Annotated in this window: 32 protein-coding genes and 1 pseudogene; 17 read left to right on the top strand and 16 right to left on the bottom strand. The window is 63.8% G+C overall.

All coding sequences use genetic code 11. The annotated features are described in order from the left end of the window. Positions 1 to 270 precede the first annotated feature (270 nt). Together pncB and AC066S_RS11740 are read right to left on the bottom strand one after the other, a co-directional pair. Positions 271 to 1,575: a nicotinate phosphoribosyltransferase gene (pncB, locus tag AC066S_RS11745; protein ID WP_478269723.1), complete on the bottom strand. Its 1,305-nt coding sequence runs from the start codon at positions 1,573 to 1,575 to the stop codon at positions 271 to 273. Positions 1,576 to 1,650: 75 nt separating this feature from the next. Beyond that, entirely contained in the window at positions 1,651 to 2,580 is a 930-nt protein-coding gene (locus tag AC066S_RS11740) for a LysR family transcriptional regulator (RefSeq protein ID WP_478269722.1), read from the bottom strand. An 88-nt stretch (positions 2,581 to 2,668) separates the two neighbouring features. On the opposite strand from AC066S_RS11740, the gene pcaH reads away from it, so the two are divergent. Beyond that, a complete protein-coding gene (pcaH, locus tag AC066S_RS11735; RefSeq protein ID WP_126259865.1) occupies positions 2,669 to 3,457 on the top strand; it encodes a protocatechuate 3,4-dioxygenase subunit beta in 789 nt (262 codons plus the stop codon). Between the two features lie 3 nt (positions 3,458 to 3,460). Continuing rightward, positions 3,461 to 4,087, top strand: coding sequence for a protocatechuate 3,4-dioxygenase subunit alpha (pcaG, locus tag AC066S_RS11730; RefSeq protein ID WP_126259863.1), 627 nt, complete (start codon positions 3,461 to 3,463; stop codon positions 4,085 to 4,087). A 23-nt stretch (positions 4,088 to 4,110) separates the two neighbouring features. Here pcaG and AC066S_RS11725 read toward each other — a convergent pair whose 3' ends face one another. Continuing rightward, positions 4,111 to 4,722 (bottom strand): LabA-like NYN domain-containing protein, encoded by a 612-nt coding sequence (locus AC066S_RS11725; RefSeq protein WP_126259861.1) that lies wholly within the window; start codon positions 4,720 to 4,722, stop codon positions 4,111 to 4,113. 337 nt (positions 4,723 to 5,059) lie between these two features. Next, complete coding sequence (locus tag AC066S_RS11720) at positions 5,060 to 5,965, bottom strand: helix-turn-helix domain-containing protein (protein WP_126259859.1); 906 nt, start codon at positions 5,963 to 5,965, stop codon at positions 5,060 to 5,062. 50 nt (positions 5,966 to 6,015) lie between these two features. Here AC066S_RS11720 and pobA point away from each other — a divergent pair, with 50 nt between their 5' ends. Then, a complete protein-coding gene (gene pobA, locus AC066S_RS11715) occupies positions 6,016 to 7,188 on the top strand; it encodes a 4-hydroxybenzoate 3-monooxygenase (protein ID WP_478269721.1) in 1,173 nt (390 codons plus the stop codon). Between the two features lie 181 nt (positions 7,189 to 7,369). Here pobA and AC066S_RS11710 read toward each other — a convergent pair whose 3' ends face one another. The 3 genes from AC066S_RS11710 to AC066S_RS11700 form a co-directional block, all read right to left on the bottom strand. Further along, complete coding sequence (locus tag AC066S_RS11710; protein ID WP_478269720.1) at positions 7,370 to 9,520, bottom strand: CHASE2 domain-containing protein; 2,151 nt, start codon at positions 9,518 to 9,520, stop codon at positions 7,370 to 7,372. A gap of 19 nt (positions 9,521 to 9,539) precedes the next feature. Beyond that, the gene (locus AC066S_RS11705; protein WP_167767638.1) at positions 9,540 to 10,208 is read right to left on the bottom strand and encodes a hypothetical protein; all 669 of its coding nucleotides are present in this window, start codon (positions 10,206 to 10,208) and stop codon (positions 9,540 to 9,542) included. 230 nt (positions 10,209 to 10,438) lie between these two features. After that, positions 10,439 to 10,603: a hypothetical protein gene (locus AC066S_RS11700; RefSeq protein WP_167767639.1), complete on the bottom strand. Its 165-nt coding sequence runs from the start codon at positions 10,601 to 10,603 to the stop codon at positions 10,439 to 10,441. Between the two features lie 104 nt (positions 10,604 to 10,707). Here AC066S_RS11700 and AC066S_RS11695 point away from each other — a divergent pair, with 104 nt between their 5' ends. From AC066S_RS11695 to AC066S_RS11680, 4 genes and pseudogenes are all read left to right on the top strand, one after another. After that, positions 10,708 to 10,989, top strand: coding sequence for a hypothetical protein (locus tag AC066S_RS11695; RefSeq protein WP_235885163.1), 282 nt, complete (start codon positions 10,708 to 10,710; stop codon positions 10,987 to 10,989). 149 nt (positions 10,990 to 11,138) lie between these two features. Further along, complete coding sequence (locus AC066S_RS11690) at positions 11,139 to 11,585, top strand: hypothetical protein (protein ID WP_126259852.1); 447 nt, start codon at positions 11,139 to 11,141, stop codon at positions 11,583 to 11,585. Positions 11,586 to 11,693: 108 nt separating this feature from the next. After that, positions 11,694 to 11,975, top strand: coding sequence for a hypothetical protein (locus AC066S_RS11685; protein ID WP_126259850.1), 282 nt, complete (start codon positions 11,694 to 11,696; stop codon positions 11,973 to 11,975). Between the two features lie 5 nt (positions 11,976 to 11,980). Then, positions 11,981 to 12,145 (top strand): annotated as a pseudogene (locus AC066S_RS11680) (CHRD domain-containing protein); the annotation flags it as partial. A 43-nt stretch (positions 12,146 to 12,188) separates the two neighbouring features. On the opposite strand, the gene AC066S_RS11675 reads toward AC066S_RS11680, so the two are convergent. The 3 genes from AC066S_RS11675 to AC066S_RS11665 all read right to left on the bottom strand — a co-directional run bounded on the left by AC066S_RS11675 (position 12,189) and on the right by AC066S_RS11665 (position 13,868). Then, entirely contained in the window at positions 12,189 to 12,554 is a 366-nt protein-coding gene (locus AC066S_RS11675; RefSeq protein ID WP_126259849.1) for a VanZ family protein, read from the bottom strand. Positions 12,555 to 12,639: 85 nt separating this feature from the next. Beyond that, a complete protein-coding gene (locus AC066S_RS11670) occupies positions 12,640 to 13,161 on the bottom strand; it encodes an EAL domain-containing protein (protein ID WP_478269719.1) in 522 nt (173 codons plus the stop codon). A gap of 533 nt (positions 13,162 to 13,694) precedes the next feature. Next, complete coding sequence (locus AC066S_RS11665; protein ID WP_164718874.1) at positions 13,695 to 13,868, bottom strand: hypothetical protein; 174 nt, start codon at positions 13,866 to 13,868, stop codon at positions 13,695 to 13,697. A gap of 225 nt (positions 13,869 to 14,093) precedes the next feature. Between AC066S_RS11665 and AC066S_RS11660 the strand changes: the two genes are divergently transcribed. The 4 genes from AC066S_RS11660 (at position 14,094) to AC066S_RS11645 (ending at position 15,879) form a co-directional block, all read left to right on the top strand. Continuing rightward, the gene (locus AC066S_RS11660; RefSeq protein WP_478269718.1) at positions 14,094 to 14,516 is read left to right on the top strand and encodes a hypothetical protein; all 423 of its coding nucleotides are present in this window, start codon (positions 14,094 to 14,096) and stop codon (positions 14,514 to 14,516) included. 251 nt (positions 14,517 to 14,767) lie between these two features. Continuing rightward, positions 14,768 to 15,058 (top strand): hypothetical protein, encoded by a 291-nt coding sequence (locus AC066S_RS11655; RefSeq protein ID WP_126259846.1) that lies wholly within the window; start codon positions 14,768 to 14,770, stop codon positions 15,056 to 15,058. 42 nt (positions 15,059 to 15,100) lie between these two features. Beyond that, entirely contained in the window at positions 15,101 to 15,517 is a 417-nt protein-coding gene (locus AC066S_RS11650; RefSeq protein WP_126259844.1) for a hypothetical protein, read from the top strand. A gap of 125 nt (positions 15,518 to 15,642) precedes the next feature. Next, positions 15,643 to 15,879 (top strand): hypothetical protein, encoded by a 237-nt coding sequence (locus tag AC066S_RS11645; RefSeq protein WP_235885164.1) that lies wholly within the window; start codon positions 15,643 to 15,645, stop codon positions 15,877 to 15,879. A 252-nt stretch (positions 15,880 to 16,131) separates the two neighbouring features. On the opposite strand, the gene AC066S_RS11640 is transcribed toward AC066S_RS11645, so the two are convergent. Beyond that, entirely contained in the window at positions 16,132 to 17,349 is a 1,218-nt protein-coding gene (locus tag AC066S_RS11640) for a hypothetical protein (RefSeq protein WP_478269829.1), read from the bottom strand. Between the two features lie 187 nt (positions 17,350 to 17,536). Here AC066S_RS11640 and AC066S_RS11635 point away from each other — a divergent pair, with 187 nt between their 5' ends. From AC066S_RS11635 to AC066S_RS11625, 3 genes are all read left to right on the top strand, one after another. After that, entirely contained in the window at positions 17,537 to 17,782 is a 246-nt protein-coding gene (locus AC066S_RS11635) for a hypothetical protein (RefSeq protein ID WP_126259841.1), read from the top strand. A 69-nt stretch (positions 17,783 to 17,851) separates the two neighbouring features. Next, positions 17,852 to 18,097: a hypothetical protein gene (locus AC066S_RS11630; protein WP_478269717.1), complete on the top strand. Its 246-nt coding sequence runs from the start codon at positions 17,852 to 17,854 to the stop codon at positions 18,095 to 18,097. Positions 18,098 to 18,402: 305 nt separating this feature from the next. Beyond that, positions 18,403 to 18,852 (top strand): hypothetical protein, encoded by a 450-nt coding sequence (locus tag AC066S_RS11625; protein ID WP_478269716.1) that lies wholly within the window; start codon positions 18,403 to 18,405, stop codon positions 18,850 to 18,852. Between the two features lies 1 nt (position 18,853). Here AC066S_RS11625 and AC066S_RS11620 read toward each other — a convergent pair whose 3' ends face one another. Both AC066S_RS11620 and AC066S_RS11615 read right to left on the bottom strand, forming a co-directional pair. Next, positions 18,854 to 19,513, bottom strand: coding sequence for a hypothetical protein (locus AC066S_RS11620; protein ID WP_478269715.1), 660 nt, complete (start codon positions 19,511 to 19,513; stop codon positions 18,854 to 18,856). 61 nt (positions 19,514 to 19,574) lie between these two features. Continuing rightward, on the bottom strand, positions 19,575 to 20,312 hold the full coding sequence (locus AC066S_RS11615) for a metallophosphoesterase family protein (RefSeq protein ID WP_126259836.1): 738 nt from the start codon (positions 20,310 to 20,312) through the stop codon (positions 19,575 to 19,577). Positions 20,313 to 20,506: 194 nt separating this feature from the next. On the opposite strand from AC066S_RS11615, the gene AC066S_RS11610 reads away from it, so the two are divergent. After that, positions 20,507 to 21,133 carry a transglutaminase-like cysteine peptidase gene (locus AC066S_RS11610; protein ID WP_126259834.1) on the top strand — a complete coding sequence of 209 codons (627 nt, stop codon included), beginning with the start codon at positions 20,507 to 20,509 and terminating at the stop codon, positions 21,131 to 21,133. An 11-nt stretch (positions 21,134 to 21,144) separates the two neighbouring features. Here the strand turns inward: AC066S_RS11610 and AC066S_RS11605 are convergent, their stop codons facing one another. From AC066S_RS11605 to AC066S_RS11595, 3 genes are all read right to left on the bottom strand, one after another. Further along, the gene (locus AC066S_RS11605; RefSeq protein ID WP_478269714.1) at positions 21,145 to 22,419 is read right to left on the bottom strand and encodes a hypothetical protein; all 1,275 of its coding nucleotides are present in this window, start codon (positions 22,417 to 22,419) and stop codon (positions 21,145 to 21,147) included. Between the two features lie 133 nt (positions 22,420 to 22,552). Beyond that, positions 22,553 to 22,828, bottom strand: a complete 276-nt coding sequence (locus tag AC066S_RS11600; protein ID WP_126259830.1) for a hypothetical protein — start codon at positions 22,826 to 22,828, stop codon at positions 22,553 to 22,555. Positions 22,829 to 22,902: 74 nt separating this feature from the next. Next, positions 22,903 to 23,466 (bottom strand): hypothetical protein, encoded by a 564-nt coding sequence (locus AC066S_RS11595; protein WP_478269713.1) that lies wholly within the window; start codon positions 23,464 to 23,466, stop codon positions 22,903 to 22,905. 274 nt (positions 23,467 to 23,740) lie between these two features. On the opposite strand from AC066S_RS11595, the gene AC066S_RS11590 reads away from it, so the two are divergent. Both AC066S_RS11590 and AC066S_RS11585 read left to right on the top strand, forming a co-directional pair. Next, on the top strand, positions 23,741 to 24,943 hold the full coding sequence (locus tag AC066S_RS11590; RefSeq protein ID WP_126259828.1) for a polysaccharide biosynthesis/export family protein: 1,203 nt from the start codon (positions 23,741 to 23,743) through the stop codon (positions 24,941 to 24,943). A 291-nt stretch (positions 24,944 to 25,234) separates the two neighbouring features. Further along, on the top strand, positions 25,235 to 25,699 hold the full coding sequence (locus AC066S_RS11585; RefSeq protein WP_478269712.1) for a hypothetical protein: 465 nt from the start codon (positions 25,235 to 25,237) through the stop codon (positions 25,697 to 25,699). The last annotated feature ends 5 nt before the right edge of the window (positions 25,700 to 25,704 follow it).

Raw genomic sequence — 25,704 nt, 5'->3', positions numbered from 1 at the left:
AGGCGATGGTTGCTTAACTCGACCTGAAAGGTGCGGAGGACTGCGTCGCAGGGTGAAGGCGTCGTGAAATGATCGGCCGCAGATTGCTTCAAATGCCGGCAAATCGCCCGACCCGACTGATCGCGTTCGTCGTGGGCGCTTTGCTTGACGAGGAGGGATGTGTCCCGAGCTAAAGCATGATCCGGAAAAGTGCGCAGCGGTTTTCCGAAAAGATCATGCTTAAACAACAACCTAAAGCGCGATGACGATTCGTCCCAATTGCATCGCGCTTTAGACCAGCACCGGCTTGCGCACACGGCCGGCGTCGCCGAACACGCGCAGATACCGCTCGATCTCCGAGGGTATGCCGGTCGCCTTCTCCGGATTGTCGGAGAGCTTGACGGCGGGACGGTCGTCGACCGACGACACCTTGCAGACCAGCGAGATCGGATCGAGATTGAACGAGCCGTCCGGCGTGCAGCCGACGAAATCATTGGTGAGGTTGGTGCCCCAGCCGAAGGAGAGCCGCACCCGGCCGGCAAAGTGATGATAGGTCTCCTCGATCGATCCGACATCCATCGCGTCGGAAAATACGAGCAGCTTGTCCTTGGGGTTGCGACCCTTCTTCTCCCACCACGCGACGATCTCCTCGCCGGCCTGGATCGGCGGCGCACTGTCGGGCCGGAAGCCGGTCCAGTCGGCAACCCATTCCGGTGCATCGCGCAGGAAGGCCTTGGTGCCGAAGGCATCGGGCAGTGCGATCAGAAGGTTGCCGCCATAGGTCTGGCGCCACTGGTCGAGAATGCGATAGGGCGCCCAGCGCAATTCCTCATCGTCCTTGGCGAGCGCGGCCGCGACCATCGGCAGCTCATGCGCGTTGGTGCCGATCGCCTCGAGGTCGTTGTCCATCGCCAGCAGCACGTTGGACGTACCGATGAAGGACGAGCCCAGGCCTTCCTTCACGGCCTCAACGCACCAGCGCTGCCAGAGGAAGCCGTGACGGCGGCGGGTGCCGAAGTCGGACAGGCGCAGATTTTCCAGCTTGCGAAGACGCTCCACCTTGGTCCAGAGCTTGGCCTTGGCACGGGCATAGAGCACGTCGAGCTCGAAGCGGCCGCGGCCCTTGATCGCCGCACGGGAGCGCAGCTCGTTGAGGATTGCGAGCGCCGGAATCTCCCACATCGTGGTGTGGGTCCAGGGCCCGTGGAAATGCAGTTCGTACTGGCCCTCGACCTTGCGCAGCTCGTATTCGGGGAGGCGGAATTCGGCCAGCCAGCGGATGAAGTCCGCCGAGAACATGTGAGTCTTGCCGTAGAAGGTGTTACCGGCGAGCCAGATCAGCTCCTTCTTGGTGAAGCGGATGGTGCGGGCATGGTCGAGCTGGGCGCGCAGTTCGCTCTCGTCGATGATCTCGGCGAGCCGCACGTGGCGCGAGCGGTTGATGACCGAGAAGGTCACCTGCTGATCCGGGTAGGCCTCCCGAATCATTTGCAACATCAATAGCTTGTAGAAGTCGGTATCAAGCAGGCTGCGGATGATGGGATCCAGCCGCCAGCTGTGATTGTAGGTCCGGCTCGCAATGTCGGTCACTGTCATGGGCGAATTCTAGCGTGGCGGCCGGCGCGCAACCAGTGGATTTGGCGAGGGCTGGTCTTCCGAAAGACGGTCCAATCACGCCTTGGCGGCCGTTGCCGCCACCGTCTCGAGCTGGCTCCTGACCCAGCGATGGGCCGGGTCCTTCTGATAGCGCTGGTGCCAGACCATGAACATCGGCAGTTCGGCCAGCGTCCGCGTGCGGGAGGCCAGCGGAATCCGCGTTTGCGCGAAATCGCGCATGATCCCCGACGCCAGCAGGCTCGGCATGCTCGCCAGCATCTGCGAGCCGCGCAGGAACGACGGCACGCCGGAAAAGCTCGGCACCGAGATCGCGATGTCGCGGTGAAGGCCGTTGGCCGCCAGCCGGCGGTCGAAGTCGAGCCGCTCATTGTCGGTATAGACGACCGTGATGTGGCGCGCCGCAAGATAGGCACCGCGGCGGGTCGGCGCGGTACGCACCTTGGAATCGAAGTAACAGACGTAATGATCGCTCAAGAGGCGCTTCTGCACGATGTCGATACCGGACGGCGGCAGCGGCGTGATCAGGACGTCGCAGCGGTCTTCGCGCAGCATCGCGGGCGAGGGGGACTGCGAAGGGATCACGCGCAGGTTCAGGCTCTTCACCTGTGCTGCGACATGATCGAAGAACCGCGGCAGCAGCAGATCGCGCTGGAAGTCATTGGCGGCGATCGTCAGCGAAAGCTGCGCGCGAGCCGGCTCGAACGTGACGCCACCGGCAAAGCTCCGCATCTCGTCGATCAGCGCCCGTGCCTTTGCGGCGAGGGCCTGCGCATGCGCGGTGGCGACGATGCCGCGGCCGGATTTCGCGAACAGCGGATCGCCTGCGATCCGCCTCAGCTTGTTCAGCCCGTGACTGACCGCCGATTGCGTCAGGCCGAGCCGCGTTGCCGCCGCGGTGACCGATCCCTCCTCCAGCACGGCGAGGAACAGTTCGAGCGCGTGGCCGTCGAGCGCCAAATGATCGATTTCTTTCATGCAATACATTATAATCGATCTATTTATCCGGGGAATAGACCGGGCCATGATCTCCCGATAAGCGCGTCCGGACCGGGCGCCCCCAGGGAGAGACACGATGAATGCCCAGGCGCCAGCCTTGCGGGACGCCCGCCTCAACCGTCCCGAGCCCCTGACGCCGCCGCTCGGCGACGGCGGCTTCTTCCAGCGCGACCGTTCCATCCATCCGCCGGCGCATGCGCCGGGTTACAAATCCTCGGTGCTGCGCTCGCCGCGGCAGGCTCTGCTGTCGCTGGAGGGCTCGATCTCGGAGATCACGGGGCCGGTGTTCGGCCATAACGATCTCGGTCCGCTCGACAACGACCTGATCCGCAACTACGCCAAGGACGGCGATCCGATCGGCGAGCGCATCGTCGTCCACGGCCGCGTGGTCGACGAGACCGGCCGCGGCGTGCCGAACACGCTGGTCGAGTTCTGGCAGGCCAATGCCGGCGGCCGCTACCGGCACAAGAAGGACACCTATCTGGCGCCGATCGACCCGAATTTCGGCGGCTGCGGCCGCGCGCTGACCGACGACACCGGTTACTACTACTTCCGTACCGTGAAGCCGGGACCCTATCCCTGGCGCAACTACGTCAACAGCTGGCGTCCCGCCCACATCCATTTCTCGGTGTTCGGCTCGGGCTTCGCGCAGCGGCTGATCACGCAGATGTATTTCGAGGGTGATCCCCTGATCCCGATCTGCCCGATCCTGGCGACGATTCCGGACAAGGATGCGCTCGACCGCCTGGTCGCACCGCTCGATCTCAACGCCTCGACGCCGTTCGACTCGCTCGCCTACCGCTTCGACGTCGTCCTGCGCGGCCAGCGCTCCACCTATTTTGAAAATCGCACCGCGGGGAACTGAGCCATGCCGCAGCCGCTCAACTATCTCAAGGAAACCGCCTCGCAGACGGCCGGGCCCTACGTCCATATCGGACTGATCCCGGCGATGGCCGGCTTCGACATCTTCGAGAAGAACTTCTCGAATGTCCTGACAACGCCGGATACGCAGGGCGAGCGCATCACGCTGGAAGGCAAGGTGCTCGACGGCACCGGCACGCCGCTGCGCGACGTGCTGCTGGAGATCTGGCAGGCCAATGCCAGCGGCCGCTACAACCATCCGGCCGATCGTTCGGCCGGCGCGCTGAGTGAGGAGTTTCGCGGCTGGGGCCGCGCCGGCTCCGACTTCGAGAGTGGCCTCGTGACGTTCGAGACCATCAAGCCGGGTGCCATCATCGACAGAGCGGGCCGGACATGCGCGCCGCATGTCAATGTCTGGATCGTCGCGCGCGGCATCAATATCGGCCTCAACACCCGGCTCTATTTCTCGGATGAAGAGGCCGCCAACGCCGCCGACCCCGTGCTGAATTTGATCGAGCAGCCGTCCCGGCGCTCGACCCTGATCGCAAAGCGCACCGAGCGCGGCGGCAAGGTCGTGTATTCCTTCACGATCAATCTGCAGGGGCCGGAGGAGACGGTGTTCTTCGACGTGTGACGATCGGGCGGCGTCCCGCAGGGTCACTCTACCCGGTCGTCGCGCTTGATCGTTCCGCGCGCGAGGAATTGCGGTGGCTGCCGCACCTCGCGCGATGCCAGCCGGTCGACCGGATCGCGGCCGACCTTTGGTCTCAGTGCGACCAGATCAATGAAAACGTCCGCCTGCCGGCGCAGGTTGTCGGCGACCATGGGGGGCTGAGTGGCGAGCGTGGAGACGACCGTCACGCGGACGCCGCGGCGTTGCAGAGCCTCCACCAGCGAACGAAAATCTCCATCGCCCGAGAACAACACGATCTGGTCGACACGTTCGGCAAGCTCCATCGCGCTCACGGCAAGGTCGACATACATGCTGCCCTTCACCTTGCGGCGGCCCGTAGTGGCGTCGACGAACTCCTTGGTGGGTTTGGTGACGACGGTGTATCCGTTATAGCCGAGCCAATCGATCAACGGGCGGATCGACGAAAACTCCTGATCCTCGATGACGGTCGTGAAGTAAAAGGCGCGCAACAGCGTGCCCCGGCTTTGAAATTCGTCGAGCAGACGCCTGTAATCGATGTCGAAGCCAAGCGCCTTGGACGTGGCATGGAAATTGGAGCCGTCGATAAAGAGTGCGATCTTCTCGATCGAAGACATTCTGCACAAATCCCCCGTTCCGAACGAAAGCAGCCAGTCCGGCCGTCAGGGCACGCTGCATGGGCCGGAAAGCACTGACGGCGCCGGCGGCCCTGTAGAAAAAGCGACGCAGACGACCGGACAGGAGGGCCGTCTTGCGCCGAGGTTAAGGAGGTTCGATGCCACCAGCGCCAGGGCGCCGAATGCAGCCACGCTAAGGCGCGTGCAACCCTTGCTCAATTGTACAAAGGGTAGCTTCCCCTATACGAAGGTAAGTGGCCGCACCGACAACCAGCGGAATTACAGTTCGCGGCCGGCCTCCGACCATAAGCGCCGCCCGGATCGTTCGTCGGATGTGTCAGCCCTCTTCGCCATGGAGCTGCGCGCGGAAAGCGCGCGGCGACGCGCCCGTGGCTGCGGCATAGACGCGGCTGAAATAGGCGGGATCCTCGAAGCCGAGCGTGTAGGCGATCGTGGAGACCGGCAGATTGGTGTAGACGAGGTTCCGCCGCGCCTCGCGGATCAGCCGGTTGAGGATCAGGTGCGAGGCGGTATCGCCGGTCGCCGCCCGTGTGATCCGGTTGAGATGCGTCGGCGTCACCGCCAGCGCCTCGGCATAGTCCGCGACGCTCCAGCGCTCCAGATGGTGCTGCTCCAGCAGCGCCTCGAAGCGGCGGAACAGGCTGGATTCGACCGTGCCGTTGCCGCCGCTCTCGCTCGTGAGCGCGCGTGCCACCAGCCCGATCATGGCGGACGACAACGCGCGCAGCACATGCGCGCGGCCGAAATCGCGTGCGGCGTGCTCGGCGAAGATCTGCTTCATGATGGCGCGGATCTGCGGCGTGCCGCGCACCACGGCCGAGCGCGACAGCGCGCCGCGCAGGCCCTCGGCGGCGAGCAGCGCCTCGTCCAGAATCTCCGCAGCGATGGTCAGCACCCATCCTTGCGTCTCGGGCACGAAGCGGAAGCCGTGGACGTGGCCGACGGGCACGTTGACGATCTGCATCGGCTTCAACGGCACCACGCGTCCGTCGAGCGTCGCCTCGCCGCCGCCGCGCTCGATCAGCAGCACCTGGTGCAGCCGGGCGTGGCGGTGCACGGCCAGCGTCCAGTCGTGCAGCACCGAGCGCGACGCGATGGTCTCGCAATGCACGACGTCAGGCAGATCGCCGGACTCGCCGAACAGATTGTAGACCCGGATCGCCGGGGCAGGGGCTGAGCTTCTCATGTTCGAATAGTACAAGACAAAGGCAAAACCCTCCATCGGTTTGCGGCGTTGGATCTGCAAAAAAGTGCCGACGGGAGGATGCAAAAATGAAAGTTCAGGTCTGTATCATCGGCGGTGGGCCGTCCGGGTTGTTGCTGTCCCAGCTTCTGCACCTGAAGGGCATCGACACAATCGTGCTGGAGAAATACAGCCGCGATCACGTGCTCGCCCGCATCCGTGCCGGCGTGCTCGAGCACGGCTTTGCGAAGCTGATGCGCGAGGCCCAGTGCGGCGAGCGGATGGACCGCGAGGGGGAGATCCACACCGGTTTCGAGATCGCCCATGATGGCGTGCTGTCCAAGATCGATCTGCACAAGCATTCCGGCGGCAATTCGGTGCTGGTCTACGGCCAGACCGAGCTGACGCGCGACCTCTATGAGGCCCGAGACCGCCTCGGCGGCAAGGTCGTGCACAATGCGGAAGACGTGGCGCCGCACGATCTGACGTCGGACCGGCCCTACGTGACCTTTCGATCGAACGGCGAGACGGTCCGGATCGAGTGCGATTACGTCGTCGGCGCCGACGGTTTTCACGGCGTCAGCCGCAAGTCGATCCCGAAGGACGTGCTGCGCGAATATGAAAAGGTCTATCCGTTCGGTTGGCTGGGCGTGCTGTCGCGCACCAAGCCGGTGTCGCCCGAGCTGATCTATGTGAAGCACGAGCGCGGCTTTGCGCTGTGCTCGCTGCGCTCCCAGGTACTCAGCCGCTACTACATCCAGGTGCCGCTGACCGACAAGGTCGAGGATTGGTCGGACGATGCGTTCTGGGCCGAGCTGAAGCGCCGCCTGCCGGACCAAGTCGCCGGCAATTTGATCACGGGGCCGTCGATCGAGAAAAGCATCGCGCCGCTGCGCAGCTTCGTCGCCGAGCCGATGAGCTATGGCCGGCTGTTCCTCGCCGGCGATGCCGCCCACATCGTGCCGCCGACCGGCGCGCGCGGGCTGAACAGCGCCGCGTCCGACATCTACTACCTCTATCACGCCCTGCTCGCACATTATCAGCGCGGCGATGATTCCGGCCTCAAAGGCTATTCCGCCAAGGCGCTCGCCCGGATCTGGAAGGCGCAACGCTTCTCCTGGTGGATGACGATGCTCTTGCACCGCTTCCCCGACCGCCTCGCCTATGAGGATCGGCTGCAGCAGACGGAATTGGACTATCTGCTCTCGTCCGAGACCGTGCAGCGCCTGCTCGCGGAGAACTACGTGGGCCTGCCGTTTTAGACCGATCCCCACTTACCCTCCCCTGGAGGGGGAGGGTCGGTCGCGCGCAGCGCGAGCGGGGTGGGGTGACAGTCTCTCCATTGAGACGGTGCCCGTGTGGAGAGATCACCCCACCCCGTCTCACATTTTCGCTGCGCTCAATGTGAGCCGACCCTCCCCCTCCAGGGGAGGGTAAGCGCCACTACTTCCCTTCCAGAATATTGACCGGTGTCCAATCCGGCGGCGGTGGATTTGCCGCAAGCGCATTCGCGCGCCCGGCGAACAGCGCTGAGGCCGGATCGGCTTCTGCCATCTGCCGAAAAACGTCAGCGGCCTTCGCAAACTCCCTTGACCGCCAGCAGGCGAGCCCGTCCGCATAGGCAGCAGCCAGCTTCGCCTGGCGGTCGCTCTCCGCGCCCTTCTCGGCCAATGGTTCGAACACCTTGATGGCCTCGCCGCGGCCCAGCACCCTGATCGCGTCGAGCTCGCGCCAGGCGAAGGCATCGCCGGTCTGCGCCATCGTGGTTTCGGAGGCCATGATCGCGGTGCCGTAATATTTGTTGGCACCCTCGAGCCGCGAGGCGACGTTCACGGTGTCGCTCATCACGGTGTAATTGAAGCGGCGGCGCGAGCCGATGTTGCCGACCACGGCTTCGCCGCTGTTCAGCCCGATGCGATGCGACAGGCCGTGGCCGGCGAAGGCAGGGTTGTCGGCGTTGAGCTCCGCCAGCTTGTCGTGGCACTTCAGCGCGGCGCGAACCGCATTCGTTGCGTGTGCGGGATCGTCGGCCGGCGCGCCGAACATGGCGACGATGGAATCGCCGATATATTTGTCGACATAGCCGCCATGGCCTTCGATGATGTCGGTCATGGCGGACAGATATTCGTTCATCAGCGTCACCAGCTCGCCCGGCGTCATGGTCTCGGCAATGGACGAAAAACCCCTGAGATCGGAGAAGAACATGGTGACGTTGCGCATCTCGCCGCCGAGCGCCGGCATCTTGCCGGAGGCGACCATGGTCTCGATCACCTCGGGCGCGAGGTAGAGCGCAAAGCTCTTGCGCAGGAAGCGCTCGTCGCGGTCGGCCAGCACGAAGCGGTAGCCGATCATCATCCCGATCGCGGCAAGGCTTGCGAGCGCCGGCTCGGTCAGCGGCAGCGCTTGGGCGTGAACGAAGGCCGCGACGGCCACGGCGGCGTAAACGGCAGTGAGGACGAGCCAGGCCGCGAGCGCCCCGGTCGGCACGAATATGGAGGCCGCGCAGGCGATGATTGCAGCGAACGCGATCGTGAGAACGGCCCGCATCGGAAAACCGAGCTCGGTAACAGCGTCGTGCTCCATCAGGTTTCGGACCGCCGTGGCGTGGACGAACACGCCCGCGACGTCGCTGCGGGATTTCTGCGGCGTGCTTGCCGGCGCGGGCAGGGCGCATCGGGGGGCCGGCGTGCCGTCGTGGCCGCCGGACAGGCGCATCGAGGTAAGCTTGCGGTCCTCGAAATTCAACACCGTGCCAAGCAGCACGACCTTGCCGTCGAAAGCGCGGCGAAAGAAATCGCGGTCGCTCTTTTCGACGCAGGCACGCAGGTCGACGAAGGAAAAGGTCGGGATGTCGCGTCCCAGCCCTCGGAAGTTGAGCGTCATCGTATTCGGCACCGCGCTCGGGATCGCGTAGCCGGACAAATCGGTCGCGCCGGAAGGCGCAATCGCTGGCTTTGCGCCGGTCGCGCGCGCAGCGAGCTCGACCGCCATCGCGGGGACCGGCCGGCCCTCGATGGCGAAGCTCAGCGGCATTCGCCGGATGACGTCGTCGTGGTCGGTATGGACATTGAGCGCCCGGACGGTGTTGCGCACGGCCACTTGCTGGGCGCGATAGGGCACTTCCGGATGGTCATTGCTGAGGATTTCGCCCAGCACCAATTTGCCGCTGTCGGAGATTTGCCGCAGCGCGATGAGATAATCCCGATCGAATCCTTTCATGCGGCCGCCTAGCGCGGTGTCGCCAAAGGGAATCTCCGACTGCTCGATCGAGTTCTTGAAGATGACGTCGAAACCGATCACCCTGGCGCCGCCTTCGGTGATGCTGCCGAGCACCCGGCCGATCTCGCGGGTCCAGGTCTGCGTCGGCGATCCCTTGAAGGGGGGAGTCTCGTAGGTCTCACCGTCGATCGCCACGACGACGACCGGCGAATTGGCGGGATCGCGGCGGTCGGCAATGAGCTTGCCGCGCAGCGCCGTGAGGATGTCGAGCGAGAGGCCTTGCAGGACCTGAAGCGGCGGAGACGTGAAAATTGCGCCCGCGAGGAGCGCAATCAGAATCGCTGCAACGATGTCCCGTCCCCCGATCCGCCGCATCGCCCCGTCGCTAGGTCCGCTATTCGAGCCGCAGCAGGCGGCCGATGATCGGGGTCGGCGATGCGGTGGCGCTGGCATCGACCTGGAAGGTGTAGCGCTTGCTGCCGAGGCTTGCGAGATAGCTGCCGCCCGGGGTCAGCGACTTCCCGGCCTTGGCGAAATCATAAAACTTGCCGCGGGTCATGACGTCGCTCTTGAGCGGCACGCTGATCGTGGGTTCCTTGCCGTCGGTGCGCTCGATCACCAGCGTGCTGCCGCTCTTGGCCTGGATGAGCGGCGCGACGCCATAGATCGTCGGCAGCCTGGATGGAGCGGCCTTGGCATCGGACCGCATGGTCCGGAACGTGGTCGCGGCACTCTGGTTCGCCTCGCGTTCGGAGAGCTGCGCCGCCTTGGTGTCACACGGCACCTTGGCGCGCTGCACCTCGCCGAGCTGCACGGTACTTTGCTCGGCGCCGACCAGCACGACGCCTTCGCTGATCGTCTCGCGCAGGCAGGATTTGAGATAGCTGAGCGTAATGCTGGCCTTGGGGCCGAGCTTGATGATCTTGCCGGCCGCGACATAGTCCATGAATTCGACGCCGTCGACCTTGCCTTGCACATCCTCGACGATGGCGGCCGGCGTCTCCGCCAAGGCAGGGGCCGCAACACAGAACGCGCCGACAGCGGCGCCGATCAGGCATTTCATTGTAATTCTCATCCAGTTCGACCGACGGTATGACCGGTCCCCGTCCTGGTTCGATGCTTAGCAGCAGGGTCTCCAGGCAAGTGTGACCAGAATCACTCTTTGTTGTTGGTGCTACTCTAGCAGGAACAGGTTCAACCCGGCGACCGGAGAAAACAGAGCCGCGGCAAGCTGTTGGTCGAATTGTCAGGCGGCCGGGACGGGCTCGGCCGGAGGGCGCTCCGCTGCACTCTCTATATCGGGACGGGCGTGGCTTCGGTCTTCTGAAACGGCGTGGCCTGCTGCCCCGCGGCGCTGCCCGCGGAAAGCGCGCTGCTGGAGACGATCGGCAAGAGCACGGCGGAGGCGTCTTCGCTGCTCAAGCCGCTGTTCAAGCACATCCAGATGATCACCATCATCGCGCGCAGCGCGCGGATCGAGGCCGCCTCGCTCGACGGCGACCGAGCGGCTCGGCAAGCAGATGAGCCGGCTCGTGAACGAAGGCGCGGAATTCGAGAGGCTGATGAATTCGGCCCAAGGCCTGATGACCATGCTCGGCGAAAGCTCGGCGGCCCTGCCTGCGGTCGCCGCGCGGCTGGAGACTGCGGGCGCGGCGGGTGCGCAGCGGCTACAGGTGGAGGTGCAGGATCAGGCGATCCTCGACGATCTCTTCGCGCGCTACACCATGGAACGCGAGCGCGACGTTCATCGCGACTTCCTGCAAACGCTTGGACTGGTATCGACCGCCGCCTCGCGCCGGGTCGAGGCGGTCGAACCGGCGGACGACGGCATAGAATTGTTCTGACGCGCCGCAGCGATCGCCTCGTGCGGCGGGGGCAATTTGACGGGTCTGCTTTGCAGGGCATTAACCGTGGCGGAATGCTCGCCGCATCGGTCATTGTCGCGCCCCAGACTTGGTTGCAAATACCGGTGAATTCTACGGTGGGTGCTTCCATGATGCGAGACGGCAAATACGCGGCCTGGTTCAGGACGCCGCGCGCCCAGGGCACGGGCATCGTGCATCTGGCGGATGGACGGATCTCCGGCAGCGACAGCTTCTTCACCTATGGCGGGTCCTATCGGTTCGCTGACGACCAGCACTTCACGGCGGTGCTGACCACGCGGCGGTATGCCGAGGGACCGCCGACCGTGTTCGGTCTGGACGAGGTCGAGGTCGAACTCGCGGGCGTGTGCAGCGGCGCGCTGGCGACCTGCTCCGGGAAAGCCAAGCAAGCGCCCGACGTGATGTTCGAGGTGACGCTGATCTTCTGCCGGGACGATGCGCCGGCTGCGGAGGCTCGATCCGCTGTCGTGAAGCTCAATGACAAATTGCCCAAGGGCCTCGACAGCCGTTCGCGGCCGCGCCAGTTCCCTGCGCCTGCGAGGCCTCCCGTATCTTAGTCTTGCGATAACGGTGTCGCAGTGAAACGGGCTGCGACGGCGGCGCGGCAACGGTGCATTTACACGCAGAGCGCTAGGATGCGGCCGCTGCAAAGGAATGACGAGAACATGCCCCAGATCTGGATGACCTACGACGAACTGGCGACGCTCAGTGGCTGCACGCCGGCAGAGGCCAGGCTGCGAGCGCTCCATTTGTCGCTCGACCGCCGCAAGAGCCGCGACGGGGCAACGCGCGTCAAGCTTGACCTGGCGCTGACGGCCAGGTTCTTCGCATCGATCCGCGAAGCGGATTTCGATCTCGACGGGGCCATCGAGGCGCTCCAGACCACCCACAGGCAAATGGCCGAACTGCTGGCACCGCCCGGGTTCCGCGAGCGCGGGGCAGCCTAAGCGCCAATGCCGGCATCGCTTTGCCGTTCAAGACGGTTCAAAGCCCGATCCAGGGCAGCAACACCCTGACGGACGCTCAGGCGGCCGATCTGTTGGCCGGGAAATGGTACGCGAACATCCATACGGTCGCGAACCCCGGCGGCGAACTGCGCGGGCAGATGATGAAGTAGGGATGATGTCCCGGTGGCGCTGAAGAGGTTGTCGCCGTGATCTTCAGGCTGGCGGCCGGGGCAGGAAGGCCAGGATCGTCTGGGCGAGGAGGACGCCGACGGTGCCTCCCGCCGCCTTTTGCAACACGTCGAGGAAACCCGGATCGCGATCGGGGATCAGCGCTTGCAGAACTTCCAGGCCCATGGCGACGGCCACGACGAGCGAGCAGGCCAGAGCGACCCGGCCGGGCAGCAGGAAGGACAGCAGGAAGCCCAACAGGCCGTAAGCACTGAAGCGCTCGATCACGACGATCCAATAGGCCTCGTGATGCCCCATCAGCGCCGGCCGCCCCGCCAGTCTTGCCAAGGTGGCATAGACGATGAGAGCGAGGCAGATGGCCGCCGCTGCGATGAGGTGATTTCGACGCATGGCCTACCATAGCCGCTCGGAAATCGTACCGCTTCGAAAGACGAGAACATCGTTAAAGCGCCGTGGTGGGCGCCGGCGGGGATGGTCAGGCGACCAGGACGTCGCCAGCCGGTGCCGCGGCTGCGGAGAGGCGGCGCGACTCGACGAGCTCGCTGAATTTGGCGAATGGGAGCGGAGCGGCGACGAGATAGCCCTGTCCTTCTTCGACGCCGGACGCGATCAGGGCACGGCGCTGCTCCTCGGTCTCGATGCCCTCGGCAACGACCGTCATCCGAAAATCCCTGGCGAGCGCGACCAGCATCTCGACGATCGTCGTGGTCGACGCATCCTCGGTGATGGTGTCGACGAAGAACTTGTCGATCTTGATCACGCTGGCGCCGAGCCCCTTCAGCCGCGACAGGCCGCTATGGCCGACACCGACGTCGTCGATAGCGACGCGGAAGCCATGGTCACGCAGCTCGGCGACCACAGTCGCGGCGTGCGCGAGATCGTCGAGCTCGTCGCGCTCGGTCACTTCGACCACGATCTGGCGTGCGGAGATTCTCGCCGTCAGCACCGTGCGCCGCAGCGTTTCAACGAAGCCGGCGCTCAGCAGGTGCTTGGGCATCATCCGGTCCGGGTGGAACTCAGGAGAGGCTGGGACTGATCTTGGGAATGATCTTGAGAATTATCTTGGGATTGATCCTAGCCAGCGGGGGCTAAGATAGGGTTTAACGGCCGGACCGCCCCGGAAGGGCGACCGCGTGGTTTGCCTGACCGATGGTCCGCGCGGCCCAAGCATGAAAGTTGAGCAGTATGATCAGGACGTTAAGCCTCCTCCTGTCGTTGGTCCTCGGAAGCTCGGTGGCCTCCGCGCAGGGGACCAAAGACCAGCCAGCGGGCAATCAGCCCACCACCCGCAGCGGCACGGCGACGAATTCCGGCTCGGACAGCATGGGTGGAGCTTTCAAGGGGACGGGGACACCCAACTACGGTACCAGCCCCGGGATGGGCTCCCAGAAGAAGACGAACAACTAGATCTGAACGGCCGGGCGGACTGAAGGCAGGACGCTCGGTCGCACGGGCGGTGCACGGGGTTCGGAAGGAGATGTTGCCGCGATGACGGACAAAGCTGCCGTCGGCGACGAACTGTTTCCGGGACTAGCCCTTCTTGCCGGTCTTCGACTTCAGCGAAAGACCAAGCCGCAAAGCCATGCGCTTGATCGCATCCGGCGAGCGGCCGAGAAGTTTCGCCGCCTGCTCCAGCGAAGCCGAAGACTTGGCCAACTCCATGAGCCGGCGGTCTTCCTTGAACGACCAGGGCTTGCGCGCCATAACCGAAATGATCCTCTTGTCGACACAATGACAAAGCCGCCAAGCGACCCATGTTCGCTCGACGGCTTTGCTTGGGTGGGGCCAGGCTTGGGGGAGCCTGGTGCGAAGATGGATATGCGATCGGTGAGACTTCGCAACAAACAACGCGGATTAAGCTAACCGCTCAACCTTACCGCGACAAAATCGGCAGGCGAGGTACCGTATAACCACGGTGAACGAGGGTTCATGGTGTCGGCGGGTCGAGTTCTGGTAAAAAGAACTGGAGCCTCTGCGCCGCACCTTCCCTCACGTGCCGACCAATCTTCAAGCACCACGTTGCACAAACTTCATCTTCGTCTGACAAAAGTTTCGGCGCTGCCGATCTTGAAGTCGGTGCAACGAAAAGATGAAATGAGTGCGGGAGGAACGTTCCAGCAAACGTGGGACATTCCAAATGTTGGCTGTTTTGGTTTTGGTTTCGATTTTCGCAGCGGGCTTTGGCTGCGGCTATGGTGTAAGGGCATGGCGCTCGCGGAGGCGATCGGCGCGATATCGTCTTTACGCGCCCTATACGCCGGCCTCGATGGAGGCCGGTCGAACCCAGGGGCCATCATCATCGTAGACGGCGCGCGGGTCCCCGCTCCAACAATCGTGGCGGAAACGAAATAACCACGTGCGGTTAGGTTAACTCGTCGCCGTCCTTGAGCGCTTCGGACAGGCAGCCTAAGACGGAACAATTCATGGCGAGCGTTTGGCCGCCTCTATTTTTTCGGAGGCGCGCAGGTGGACATAGATGACGTATCTCATTGCGTTGCTGGGCGCGACGATCTGCGTCCTCATTTTGATTGCGTTTGTTTGTAGTTATGGCCGGCATCTGAACGACCTTCCGGGTCCTTGGATCGTGAACGAGGGTCGTTCAAATGATTGACCAACGGCACAACGCGCCGCGCAGGTATTTCGTTGACGCGCAGGGGCACCGCGTTCTGATCGGCCTTTCGCTGCAGGAGACGGCGGAATTCGAGGCGCTGGATCTAGCACCGGCGGAGACGGTGCAAATCGCGGCCGAAACCGGCATGGGCAGGGGAACGGGTGCGGTTGACGACGTTCGGTGGCTTGAGCTCTACTCCAAGCACGAAGGAGCCTGGCGGGCATGGATCGCACGAAGCCAGGCGGAGCGGCCGCGGGATTTAGGCTTTGTTAACTATGCGTGACCGATGGTAGCGGTTTAAATCTCGAATGTGGGGATAGCCCAAATGTTTCAGCTGTTCCTGAGAGCGCGCGCACATAATCTTCTCGGCTCTCGCCGCGAGGACAAAGGCTTCAAGGCGCGCTCCGTCGAGCGTGATGCCGAGACCGACCGTGTCCGGATCGGTGCGGTCCTGGCGGCGATTGAAACGGCATTGCAGGAAGCGGAGCGGGAGCAGGCCGGCCTCAACCGGCGTGTCGATGACGCACTTGCACGTGCATCCGTCACCTTCGGAAACGGCACCGACGAATATCTCGAGCGGGAAGCACTCGACAATCATCACCAGGACCTGTTCGCCGCCGACATCTCCAACGGCCAGCGCCGGCTGAAGGAATTGGCAAGCAGCATTGCGCACTTGAAGTTCGTCAGAACAGCCATGCTGACGCGCTTTCCGGATTTCAAACCGCCGCAGCTCAACAGCTAGCGTTGAGGGATGTTTGCGGTTTAGCGCTTCGATCCTTTTTGCTATGGTCCCGGCAAATATTCATGGTTCGAAGGAGCAACAAGGTGCCGGTCAGACATATGCGAAGATTGGTTGGATTGGCATGCGTGTTGACACTGGCTGCGCCGGCGGCGGCATCGGCCATTACCGTCGAAGTTGCGCGCGCATGCGACGCGGCGGTGGCCAAGGCCTTTCCGCCAAGGCAAATAGGCAACCCCGCGGCCGGTAGCACCAAGGGCACGGGCAAGGATCAGCGCGAATACTTCCAGAAATGCGTCGCCAACAACGGCAAGGTCGACGACGCTCCGGCGGAGACGTCCAAGGACAGCAAGCCGGCCAAATGAGAAATCGGGCCTCGGCTAAAGCGGAATGCGTTTTGGCTGAGTCGATGCGTGCGGTGAACTCAGATCACATCTCCCGTAGGGAGAGGTCGGATCGCATCGAAGATGCGGTCCGGGTGAGGGGTTCTGGTCAAGGGGTGCCGCGCTCCCTCACCCGGATAGCTGAGGCGCGCAATTGCGCGCCGTAGCAATCCGACCTCTCCCCGTCGGGGAGAGGTAATCGCCCGCGTCGATCGGGCCTGACACCATCATGCTTTAGCGTCGAGGCGGCGGACAGGGCGAGTAGAACGCGCCGTTCGCCGCATTGATGCGTTCGACGCATTGATTGGGATCGGTGACCGTTCCGGCCACGGTGAAGTCGTAGCCCATGCCCTTGATCACCACGACGTAGCGGCCGGGAGCGAGCGTAAAGCCGTCCTGCTCCGGTTGCAGCAACAGCATTCTCGGCTGGTCGTCGACCGGGCCTACCTTATAGGGGTAGGACATGCTGCGGATGACCCAGGAATCTCCGGCGCTGACTATGGAGGCTTTCCCGCTGGCATCGACGCCCATGGCTCGCGAGACTTTCGCGACGACCCGAACTTCGGTCCCGCTTGCATCGACACCACCATCGGGCCTGAACACGATGAACCTGACGTCGCCGTCCATCAACGTTGTCGCGCTCGGCGTGGTGATGGCCGCCGAGATCGCGACGCGGCGGTCCGGAATCTTGCCCGGCACCGACTTGAGCTCATGGAGCTGGCCCTCGCTCAAGGCGTAGACTCCGAACGTCGTCGGCAGAGGCATCGAGGGGTGTGCAGCTTGCGCCGGCTCTTTCGGGCTATCCGGCGTCCGTTCAACAGCCTCGCCCACGGCGGAAGGCGGGCTGGCGCTCGGCTGAGATGCCGGGCCGTTCGGTGCTCGATCGGGCGGCGGCGCCATCTGCGACAATGCGGTCAGCTGCGACCTCAGCCGAGGCCAATAGACAGCCACGGTCGCGCCCGCGGCGATGAGCAGGAGGATGACCGCCAATCGAGCCAGAAGGGTGAAGGCGTTGCCGCGTTTGGGCTGATCGGGGGATCGCGGCGATGCCAGGGGACGGCGCGATGCTCCCGCGTCCTTCGCAGTTGGCGTCGCAGCGGAAGCGGATGGCGACGGAACCGGCGGAGGAGAGTGAGTAGGGACCGGCGGGGGCGCCGGGACGGCAGGTGCCGCCACGACATTTTGTGGCTCCGCCGCGCCGCTGCTCGCAAAGGAACGTTCCACCTCTTTGATGGCGCGTTCGAGGACCTGCAGAAGCTCGCGGGATTCTCGCGCGTCGGCGTGCGTGAATTGCTCGAGCAGCTTGACGCGTGCCAGCTCATAGACGATCTCCCGCATTTGCTGGGGATCGTCGGATACGGCGCGGATGCGGCTCGACAGGAGACGGATAAACCCGGCTTTGATCTGTTGCGCCGAGGGGACGTTGGCCGCAGTTTCACCGGAGTCGGTCATCAAGGGCGATCAAGTAGCCCGGATGAGGCCATTTCGCTAGGCTTTTCCGCTTGAGACGTCACGACCGAGGCCGCTCTGCCGCTGATTTTGCCGGGTCTGCCGACGCCCCTCTCGGTGCTTCGAAGGTGCTTGCTTTTGGGGGAAAACCTGTGACATTTCGCGGAGCTCCTCATTCCGGTGTTTGATCATGCGCGGCGTTCTGGCAGTCCTCACGGCTTTGACATTCCTGGCTTCGCCTGCCGTTGCGCAAGGGACCAAGGATCAGGCCAACACCACGAGCTCCAGCATCATCACGACGCCCACGAAGAAGGCGCAGACCGGTCAGGCGGCGTCGCGGCCGACCGCCGTTCGAAACCTGTCAGGCAGCCTGCCCGCTGGAAGGTCGGCCCAGGGCGTCTGGCGCGATGGCAAGCTGGTCGCCGTTCCCCGCTGAGGCCGTCACCCAACGAACCGTGATGGAACGGTGATCGCCTCCCTGACGTTCTTGCTTCGGGAGATATTCATGAAAAGAACAGTCCTGATCGCCATCGCGTTGCTTGTGCCTGCCGCCAGCTGGGCCCAGGGCGTCAACGACTCCTCGACGCCCAACCGCAACGTCACCATCATCAATCCGTCGCAGCCCGCGCCGCCCAACGCGACGCGGAACATTCCGAGCCGGATCGAGCCGCCCGTGACGACCGGCAGCGGACGTGCCCGCCCGTACTACGGGAACAGAACCCGGGGCAGCGGGTCGAGCCATCGCTATTAGGAAGCCTGTCGCTGCAACGACGGTGCACTCCCTTTGGCGCTGGCGGGAGAGCGTCGGAGGGAGGGTGCCCTCGTCGGCCCGGCCCGGAACGATGCCGTCATGCGTCCGTCTCGCCCCAATCAATCTGCATTTCTGAGAATCGTAACCCTTTGATTTCGCTGGGGCCGGCTACTGTGCATGGGGTTGTTTTTCGACTTTTGAGCGCCAGTAGCTCTCTGCGAGTCCACCATCTTGCAATTGGCAACCCTATGAGCTGAAGTTCCAAAGGGCCTCCGACTGCCGGGGCCTGCTTTGGAGTCGTCGGAGTGCAATCCATTCGCCGCAATTCCGCATCGGGCCGCCGGATGCTGAGGAATGCACCAGTCAAGGCGATCGTGGCCGCCGCGGTCGGACTGACCGTGTATGGGGCCGGTCCGTTCTCATGTCTTGCTCAGAGCGACCCGGAGCCGTCGCTGAGCGACTATCTTCCGCCAAGCGAGCCGGAAGTCTCGCGCGACGAATGGCGGCAACGCATCGAGCAGGCGCGGCAGCGGGCCAAGGAGGTCTCGCGCGAGCGGCGGGAGCATCCCGAGCTCTACAAGCCGATCCCGGAAGATCCGGACCTCGTCGCGACCGAACGTCTGCTCCGCGACGACAGCCTGCAGCGGGGTGACATCGTCACGACCAAGAAGGGCATGTTCGTCTACCAGGGGCGATCCGATCAACCGCGCCGCGATCAGGACTTCGTGCCGCTCGCCCCGAGATCGGTGCGCTGAGTTAGTAGCGCCGCAAAATCTCGTTGAATTTGGGATCGGTCACTTTCGTGGTTTCGAGCAGCAGCGACTTGCCTTGCGGCGTGGCCTGCACGTAGGCAGCGACCAGCAGCGGCTCGTAACGAGAGCGGTTGGCGAGCGCGGTGCGGATGTCGGATTGCGCCAGCAGCCTGATCTCCTCGTCCGTTGCGGCGGCGCCCGAGGTCACGGTCCGGACGCGAGACATGGCAACGTCGATCGGCACCGATCCGGTCAGGTAGGACATCTTCACCGCTGGCGTCGCCGCCTCGCCGGCCTGGGTCTGCAGCGTGCCGAGCGTCAGCCACAGTGCCGGCCTGATCGGCGAGACCTTCAAGGCTGCGACGACGGCGGCTTGCGCCGCCTTGTTCTCGCTGGCCCTTCCGCCTGCATCGGTTGCAGGACGGTGAAGAACGTCAGCGGCCATCGCTGCCGCGTAATTGGCAAGCAAGTCGCCGTCCCATGAAAAGGATGCCAAACGGCCGGCGGTCGCCAGCTTGGCCTTCTCAGGCGGAATTTCGCCCGAGAACAAATCACTCGCGCGAAAGTTCGGCCGTATCAGATCGCCGTAGAATTCCACGCCGGCGTGAAGCGCCAGCACGATCGCAGTTGAGATGCCGATGGCGCGAAGCAGGATCATGTTCATGGTGAAATCGGCGAGGCCTGTGAGGGCGAAACAAGCAAGGAATTGAAAGGAAGGCAGGGATTCAAACGGCCAACAGACTATCGCCCTGGATCGTCAGCAGCGTCAAATTTCCGGTCGCGTAAGCGCCGGTGTCGATGTTGATGCGGTTCGGGCGAATGTCGGGCACGCTGACCGGCGTATGACCGTGGACGATGTATTTGCCGAAGCGTTCTTCGGAGGCGAGGAACTCCTCGCGGATCCAGAGCAGGTCCTCATCCTTCTGGCGCTCGAGCGCGACGCCGGGCTTGACGCCGGCGTGCACGAAGAAGAAGTCGCCGCAGGTAAAGGACGACGGCAATTGCTGCAGGAAGGCGAGGTGCTCGGGCGGCAGCGCGCGCCTCAGTCCTTCGATCAGTTCGACCTGTTGCTCCGCCGACGGGTTCATGGTCGGCGTGATGCCGTAGGAGACCAGCGTCAAGAGGCCGCCATAATGGCGCCACTCCTGCAGGCGGGCGGGGTCCTTGAGGACCTCGAGCAGGAAGACCTCGTGATTGCCCTTCAGGCAGACCGTCTCATGTGACTTCGAGCGCGCAATCAGCAGATCAAGAACGGCGCGCGAGTCCGGGCCGCGGTCGACATAGTCGCCGAGGAAGACCTGAATGGCCCGCTCGGGCGCGGAACGGGCCAGATCGGCGTCGATGACGGTTAACAGCGATTGAAGCAGATCGGCGCGGCCGTGCACGTCGCCGATCGCATAGACGCGAACGCCGTCGGGAAGCCGCGGCTTGGTCTTCTTTCGAAAACGGGAGGAGAGGCCCATCAGGTCGGTCGAATCGCATCCAGCGTCACGAGCGGAACGTTGTGACCGCTCTTAGCAGAACAAGTCACACATCGGTATTCTTAATTGTTTCCGACCAAGTCGCCCGCATTTTGATTAAAGGGTCGTGCGGCCTTTGAGCCGTATTTCAAGACGTATCGCGTAGCGTCTCCCCCAACAAGAACGGGGAGCGCGACATGCGCAAAGTTGTAAAGTTCCTGGCGGCCGTGGCCGCGATCGTGGTTGCTGCGGGGGTGCAGCAGCGCGCCGAAGCCGCTTTCGTCGGCGCGCCCTTGGGGCTGCGCGGTGCCATCCAGTACATCAAGTTCGACCAGCCGACGCTGGCGCCGATGGCCTTCACGCTGTTTTGCCTGAAGTACAAGGACGAGTGCAAGCCGCGGCCGCAGCAGATCGTGTTCAGGGGCGGCCGGCTGAAGCTCACGGCGGAGCGGCTGGCGCAGATGCAAGATGTCAACCGGCAGGTCAATACCGCGATCCGTCCCGAGGCCAATCTGGAAGGACTGCGCGGCGAGAAATGGCTGCTGCATCCGGCGAGCGGCGACTGCAACGACTACGCTGTGACAAAACGCCACGAATTGATCGCCAAGGGCTTTCCGGCGCGCGCGGTGCTGCTCAGCGAGGTCGTGACCACCTGGGGCGAGCATCATCTCGTGGTCGTGGTGCGGACCTTCTCCGGTGATCTCGTGCTGGATAATCTCTCCGGGCACATCCTGCCGTGGTCGAAGAAGCCCTATCGCTGGGTCCGCATTCAATCGCCCAAGAACCCGAACTACTGGGCCTCGCTCGGCGACCGCTCGGTCTGATCACCCGCGCTCTATCGTGATCCGGACTGGCTGACGCTCTGCGACAGCCCCAGTCCCACGATCACCGAAAGACACAGGATTGCCGCGGGCCGCAGCAGTCCGGGACCTGCGAAGCTCTGAACCAGCGCAAAGAGCAGACAGGCCGCGGCGGACGCGGGGAAGAACGAGTCGCGTCCACGCTGCAAAGCGCCGAAGACCAGCCGCACCAGAGCGATCAGGCTCGCCGCGATCAGGGCCGCCAGACCGAGCCATCCCATCTCCGTAAAGACGGCCGTCGCTGCCGACGGCGCCGTCAAGATCGCTCCAGCGTCGCTCTGATAGATCCTGCCCACCGCGGCAAAGGTGCCTGCGCCCGCGCCGAACCAGCGCGTGTCGGCCAACATCCGCTCGAGGGCGGCCTTCGTTTCGGCGCCCACCTCCGGCACCAGCCGCAAGAGGACTGGTCCAGAGCCCTTTTCAAACAGAAAGGTCAGGACGATCGCTGCTCCAATCAGAGCTGCCAGCGCCAGCGCGCCCGCTGCCAATGGCGACAGGTCGAGCCTGCGGATGACGAGGATCAGCAGGATCAGTGCGACGCCGAAGCTTGCGGCCACTGCGCTGTTCGTGCCTGAGAGGCCGAAGATCGCAAGCGCGCTGATCAGGGCACCCACAAGGCTCAACAAACCAAGCACGATCGAGCGAAGCAGCGAATGGTGCGTTTCGGCCCGCTCCGCGGCAAGCTGCATGACCGCCAGGTTCAGAACGAGGCCGAAGCCGGCCAGGGTTGTTGCCAGTTCGGAAGTTGCGGCGGCCTGTGCGCCTGCCGGTGACAGCCGATGCAGATCCAGGGTCAGGGCGGAGACCGCGGCGATACCGGCGAGGACGAAGAGGACCAGTTCGGCGCGGCCGCGGTCACGCACCACCAGGATGGTAACGCCGAGCGCCGAGACCGCTGCAACCGCCAGGAGCAGCGCGCTGACGGTCAGGCCGATATCGGCGGTGATCGGGCCGAGGGACAAGCCACCCAGGACGTCGTGAGCGCTCGCCCAGATCGGATGTGCCAAGCTCAGCGGAAGCGGCACGAGCTGAGCCGCGATGCAGAGCGGAATAGCCATCAGGATCCAGCGGCCCCAGGAGGTCGCGCGAACATAATGGTCGGAGTCGGCTTTTCGCGCGGTTGCGGTGGCTGCCAGCAAGCTCAGCGCGGCGGTCATCGTCCCGAGCTGTGCACCGAACTTGGCGCCGGCGATTTCGAGAGCGGAAGCGGAAACGATGGAAACGATGAGGGCAAAATAAGCGAGGGACAAACGGCGCGCTCGAAGGGAATCCTGAAACTGTCAGGTCACCATACAAGCGAGCGGGTGGTTTTCAAACAGAGGCCAGCCTCGGTCCATCACTTAAACCTTGGACCGTTTGCGCGCGTTGTAGCGTTGATTGGCGTCAGCGGCTGGCTTTGACCGGGCGGCCGAAGACGCGCGCGGCACGTGCGGCGGCAAGGCTGAAGCGCGCGGCCGAGCCAAAGAGATAGCCGGCCTGGAGAGCAATGGCCGCAAATACCGTGGCCTTCAGGCCTTCGAGGGCGCCAAGGCTGGTCATCAGGCTGACCGGCAGCACGGTGAGCAGCAAAGCGAATGTGACGGGCAGCAGCACCAGGACGCGAAAGCGTTGGCCCAGCACGGCACCTACCAGAAAGCTGAAAATCAAAAGCGCGGTCATCCGAAACACTCCGTGCCTCGGACCCTAGGTTCCCCACCCTAAAAAGACCCTTAAGTTGTATGGCTAAATTTGGCCTATAGGCTGCAATTCGCCAGCAGCGAATGATAGGCCTCGCGCAAGCCGTTCAGCGCCACCACACCCTTGATCTCGCTGTCGCTTTCCTTAACCACGATGGACAGTGAAGCCGTTGCCTGCCACTTGCCGGCGGCAAAGGCCGAGACTTCGTCGGGCAGCAGCACGGCGGCGCCCGCGGCCGCCATGCTGGCGTCAAAGGTTAAAGTGCCGCCGCCGCTCGCGGCGATGCTGACCTTGGGGTGGCTCCTGGGCGGGAAGGGCCGGATCAAGGCCACCAGCACGTCGATCTTGCCCTTGGGCGCACAGCGCACGATCAGGCCGGCGAAGTCCGGGTCGGATTGGGTGGTGTCCGCGGTTTTCGTGATGGCCGCGAAGCTTTCGCCATCCTTGGCTCCTTGCGTCCGGCTGAATTTCCAGACGGAGGAGGGGGCAGGGGCGGCCACCTCAAGGACGGGGACGCCCGAGCACGAGGACCGAGCGCACGAGATCGCCGCCTCCAGAGGGCGGTCCGTGCCGCCAAGGAACGATCCAGCCAGAAAGGCGAACAGAAGGAGGCCAAACACGGGGAGTCCTCTCTTGATGGGTTCCCGTCTTAGCAGACGGAGGGTCGAAGAAGCCTTACGTTCGACACACTGAGCTCTCGACTTGGGCGAAGTGCCCGCCGACCGGGCACACGAAATACAACAAATAGTCACAAAGGGTTAAACCAAGCCCCAAAGAGTGGCCCGCACGCAACAGTAGCGGAGGGATCGCATCGTTAACCACTCGGGAACCCTTGTCGCACCCCCCGCGCCGCCGTACCAATCAGGGTAATTGGGGTCTCTCGGGGCGCGATTCATGCAGTCATTTGCCAAGTCATATCTGTTCAAGCCAGCATTTCTGGCCGCCACCTTGGCGCTCGGGGCCTGCTCGACCAATCCCGGCTCGGGTCCGCTGACGGACGACGTTAACAACAAGATCCAGACGGAAAACGCGCCGGCCTATGAGCTGGTGCCGCTCAATCCGGCGACCGTGAAGATCCTGCACACCCATGAGCCCAAGGGGCTCGCCGGCGTGTTCACCGATCGCCGTCCGCCCGCCAGCATCGTGTTCGGCATCGGCGACGTCGTCAGCGTCACCATCTTCGAAGCCGCGGCAGGCGGTCTGTTCATCCCGGCGGAAGCCGGCGTCCGTCCCGGTAACTATGTGACGATCCCGGATCAGTCAGTCGATAATGACGGCTTCATCACCGTGCCCTATGCCGGTCAGATCAAGGCCGCGGGCCTGACGGCGGTCCAGATCCAACGCGCGATCGTCGAGAAGATCGGCAACCGCGCCATCGAGCCGCAGGCGGTCGTGGCGATGTCCTCGCAGCGCACTCAGCTGATCAGCGTGCTCGGCGAGGTCAATTCGCCGGCGCGTTATCCTGCCAGCGCTGCAGGTGCCAAGGATCGCGTGCTCGATGCGATCACTCGAGCCGGCGGCATCAAAGGCCAGGGCTTCGAGACCTGGGTCATGCTGGAGCGCGGCGGCCGCCGGGCCACCGTGCCGTTCGAAAATCTCGTGATGGCGCCCGAGAACAACGTCTATGTTCGTCCCGACGACAGCATCTACGTCTATCGCGAACAGCAGAAGTTCCTGGCGTTTGGCGCCAGCGGCCAGAGCGGCGAATTCAATTTCGATGCCTGGCGCATCAACCTCGGCGAAGCCGTCGGCAAGGCTGGCGGTCTCCTGGATGGCCAGGCCGATCCGGCTGCCGTGTACCTCTATCGCCGCGAGCCGCGCGAGGTTGCGGCCCAGCTCGGCATCGACGTGAGCAGGTACACCTCGGAGACGATCCCGGTCATCTTCAACGTCAACTTCCGCGATCCGGGCGGCTTCTTCCTCGCGACCAAGGTCATGATGAAGAATGGCGACATCATCTACGTCTCGAACTCGCGCAACGTCGAAGTTACCAAGTTCTTGAACTACCTGCGTGTGATCATGGCGACCGGCAGCGATACCGTGAACCTCGCCAACGACGCCCTGATCTTCCGCAACAACGTCAAGCTGGCGCCGTAAGACGCCGACTTGATCGACCAAAAGCGATGGCACCGGGGCTTTGTCCCGGTGCCATTTTCGTTTCGCGATCCCATCGGTATGGTCGGGCCGCGGAGGCAGCGTTTGGATCAGCGCGGCCTAGCCCGTCACGCGGGTCATCGCTCCCGCGGCAATGTTGCAAGAGGCATCAGCTTCATGCGCTTTCGAACGTTTTGCCGCCTTCCGGCTCTCGTCTTGATCGCTCTCGGGCTTGCATCGGCCGGAACGGCTCTCGGCGCCGCCGCAGAGCTAGGCGTCCGTCACAGGATCGACGTGACGGTCTCCGCCGAGCCTGATGCCCCGATCTTCTCGCGCCTCAAGGGCGCCAAGGGCGAGCTGTCCTTTACCGTCCGCCTGTCGGCGAACTCCAGGGAGAGCAAGTTCTTCGGGATGCTGCGTCCGTCTTTCCCGGATATCGTCGTCCCCGATGGCGCGGGCCAACCGCTGGTCCAGCAGACCAAGCTCTGGGAGGAGGAGGTCTGCCATCAGCGCCGCGGCCTGCCCAAGGTCACGGTGACCCAGCTCGCTGGGCATTTTGCGGAAGGCGAGGGCCGGATCGAGATTTCGGCCATCAACCGGCACATCGGCGTGATGGTGCCGCCCGACGAATTAACCCCCGGAATAAAACTCGATCCGGGGAGTGATAGCTTTGGGCTATTCTACGCCTTCCGGGCGCAGACCCGGAATAGCCGCCTCAACGTGGATGTGAAGATCTATCCGATCGATTGCTTCCTCTAAGCCCA

It is taken from the genome of Bradyrhizobium sp. CFUWI (assembly GCF_056429085.1).
The sequence above is the reverse complement of the archived record's forward strand: the minus strand, read 5'-3'. Positions and strand labels throughout refer to the sequence as shown.

Coding starts and splice junctions, on each gene's coding strand:
- pncB (WP_478269723.1), bottom strand. CDS start 1,575: ATGACAGTGACCGACATTGCGAGCCGGACCTACAATCACAGCTGGCGG.
- AC066S_RS11740 (WP_478269722.1), bottom strand. CDS start 2,580: ATGTATTGCATGAAAGAAATCGATCATTTGGCGCTCGACGGCCACGCG.
- pcaH (WP_126259865.1), top strand. CDS start 2,669: ATGAATGCCCAGGCGCCAGCCTTGCGGGACGCCCGCCTCAACCGTCCC.
- pcaG (WP_126259863.1), top strand. CDS start 3,461: ATGCCGCAGCCGCTCAACTATCTCAAGGAAACCGCCTCGCAGACGGCC.
- AC066S_RS11725 (WP_126259861.1), bottom strand. CDS start 4,722: ATGTCTTCGATCGAGAAGATCGCACTCTTTATCGACGGCTCCAATTTC.
- AC066S_RS11720 (WP_126259859.1), bottom strand. CDS start 5,965: ATGGAGGGTTTTGCCTTTGTCTTGTACTATTCGAACATGAGAAGCTCA.
- pobA (WP_478269721.1), top strand. CDS start 6,016: ATGAAAGTTCAGGTCTGTATCATCGGCGGTGGGCCGTCCGGGTTGTTG.
- AC066S_RS11710 (WP_478269720.1), bottom strand. CDS start 9,520: ATGCGGCGGATCGGGGGACGGGACATCGTTGCAGCGATTCTGATTGCG.
- AC066S_RS11705 (WP_167767638.1), bottom strand. CDS start 10,208: ATGAAATGCCTGATCGGCGCCGCTGTCGGCGCGTTCTGTGTTGCGGCC.
- AC066S_RS11700 (WP_167767639.1), bottom strand. CDS start 10,603: ATGATGGTGATCATCTGGATGTGCTTGAACAGCGGCTTGAGCAGCGAA.
- AC066S_RS11695 (WP_235885163.1), top strand. CDS start 10,708: ATGAATTCGGCCCAAGGCCTGATGACCATGCTCGGCGAAAGCTCGGCG.
- AC066S_RS11690 (WP_126259852.1), top strand. CDS start 11,139: ATGATGCGAGACGGCAAATACGCGGCCTGGTTCAGGACGCCGCGCGCC.
- AC066S_RS11685 (WP_126259850.1), top strand. CDS start 11,694: ATGCCCCAGATCTGGATGACCTACGACGAACTGGCGACGCTCAGTGGC.
- AC066S_RS11675 (WP_126259849.1), bottom strand. CDS start 12,554: ATGCGTCGAAATCACCTCATCGCAGCGGCGGCCATCTGCCTCGCTCTC.
- AC066S_RS11670 (WP_478269719.1), bottom strand. CDS start 13,161: ATGCCCAAGCACCTGCTGAGCGCCGGCTTCGTTGAAACGCTGCGGCGC.
- AC066S_RS11665 (WP_164718874.1), bottom strand. CDS start 13,868: ATGGCGCGCAAGCCCTGGTCGTTCAAGGAAGACCGCCGGCTCATGGAG.
- AC066S_RS11660 (WP_478269718.1), top strand. CDS start 14,094: ATGGTGTCGGCGGGTCGAGTTCTGGTAAAAAGAACTGGAGCCTCTGCG.
- AC066S_RS11655 (WP_126259846.1), top strand. CDS start 14,768: ATGATTGACCAACGGCACAACGCGCCGCGCAGGTATTTCGTTGACGCG.
- AC066S_RS11650 (WP_126259844.1), top strand. CDS start 15,101: ATGTTTCAGCTGTTCCTGAGAGCGCGCGCACATAATCTTCTCGGCTCT.
- AC066S_RS11640 (WP_478269829.1), bottom strand. CDS start 17,349: ATGACCGACTCCGGTGAAACTGCGGCCAACGTCCCCTCGGCGCAACAG.
- AC066S_RS11635 (WP_126259841.1), top strand. CDS start 17,537: ATGCGCGGCGTTCTGGCAGTCCTCACGGCTTTGACATTCCTGGCTTCG.
- AC066S_RS11630 (WP_478269717.1), top strand. CDS start 17,852: ATGAAAAGAACAGTCCTGATCGCCATCGCGTTGCTTGTGCCTGCCGCC.
- AC066S_RS11620 (WP_478269715.1), bottom strand. CDS start 19,513: ATGAACATGATCCTGCTTCGCGCCATCGGCATCTCAACTGCGATCGTG.
- AC066S_RS11615 (WP_126259836.1), bottom strand. CDS start 20,312: ATGGGCCTCTCCTCCCGTTTTCGAAAGAAGACCAAGCCGCGGCTTCCC.
- AC066S_RS11610 (WP_126259834.1), top strand. CDS start 20,507: ATGCGCAAAGTTGTAAAGTTCCTGGCGGCCGTGGCCGCGATCGTGGTT.
- AC066S_RS11600 (WP_126259830.1), bottom strand. CDS start 22,828: ATGACCGCGCTTTTGATTTTCAGCTTTCTGGTAGGTGCCGTGCTGGGC.
- AC066S_RS11590 (WP_126259828.1), top strand. CDS start 23,741: ATGCAGTCATTTGCCAAGTCATATCTGTTCAAGCCAGCATTTCTGGCC.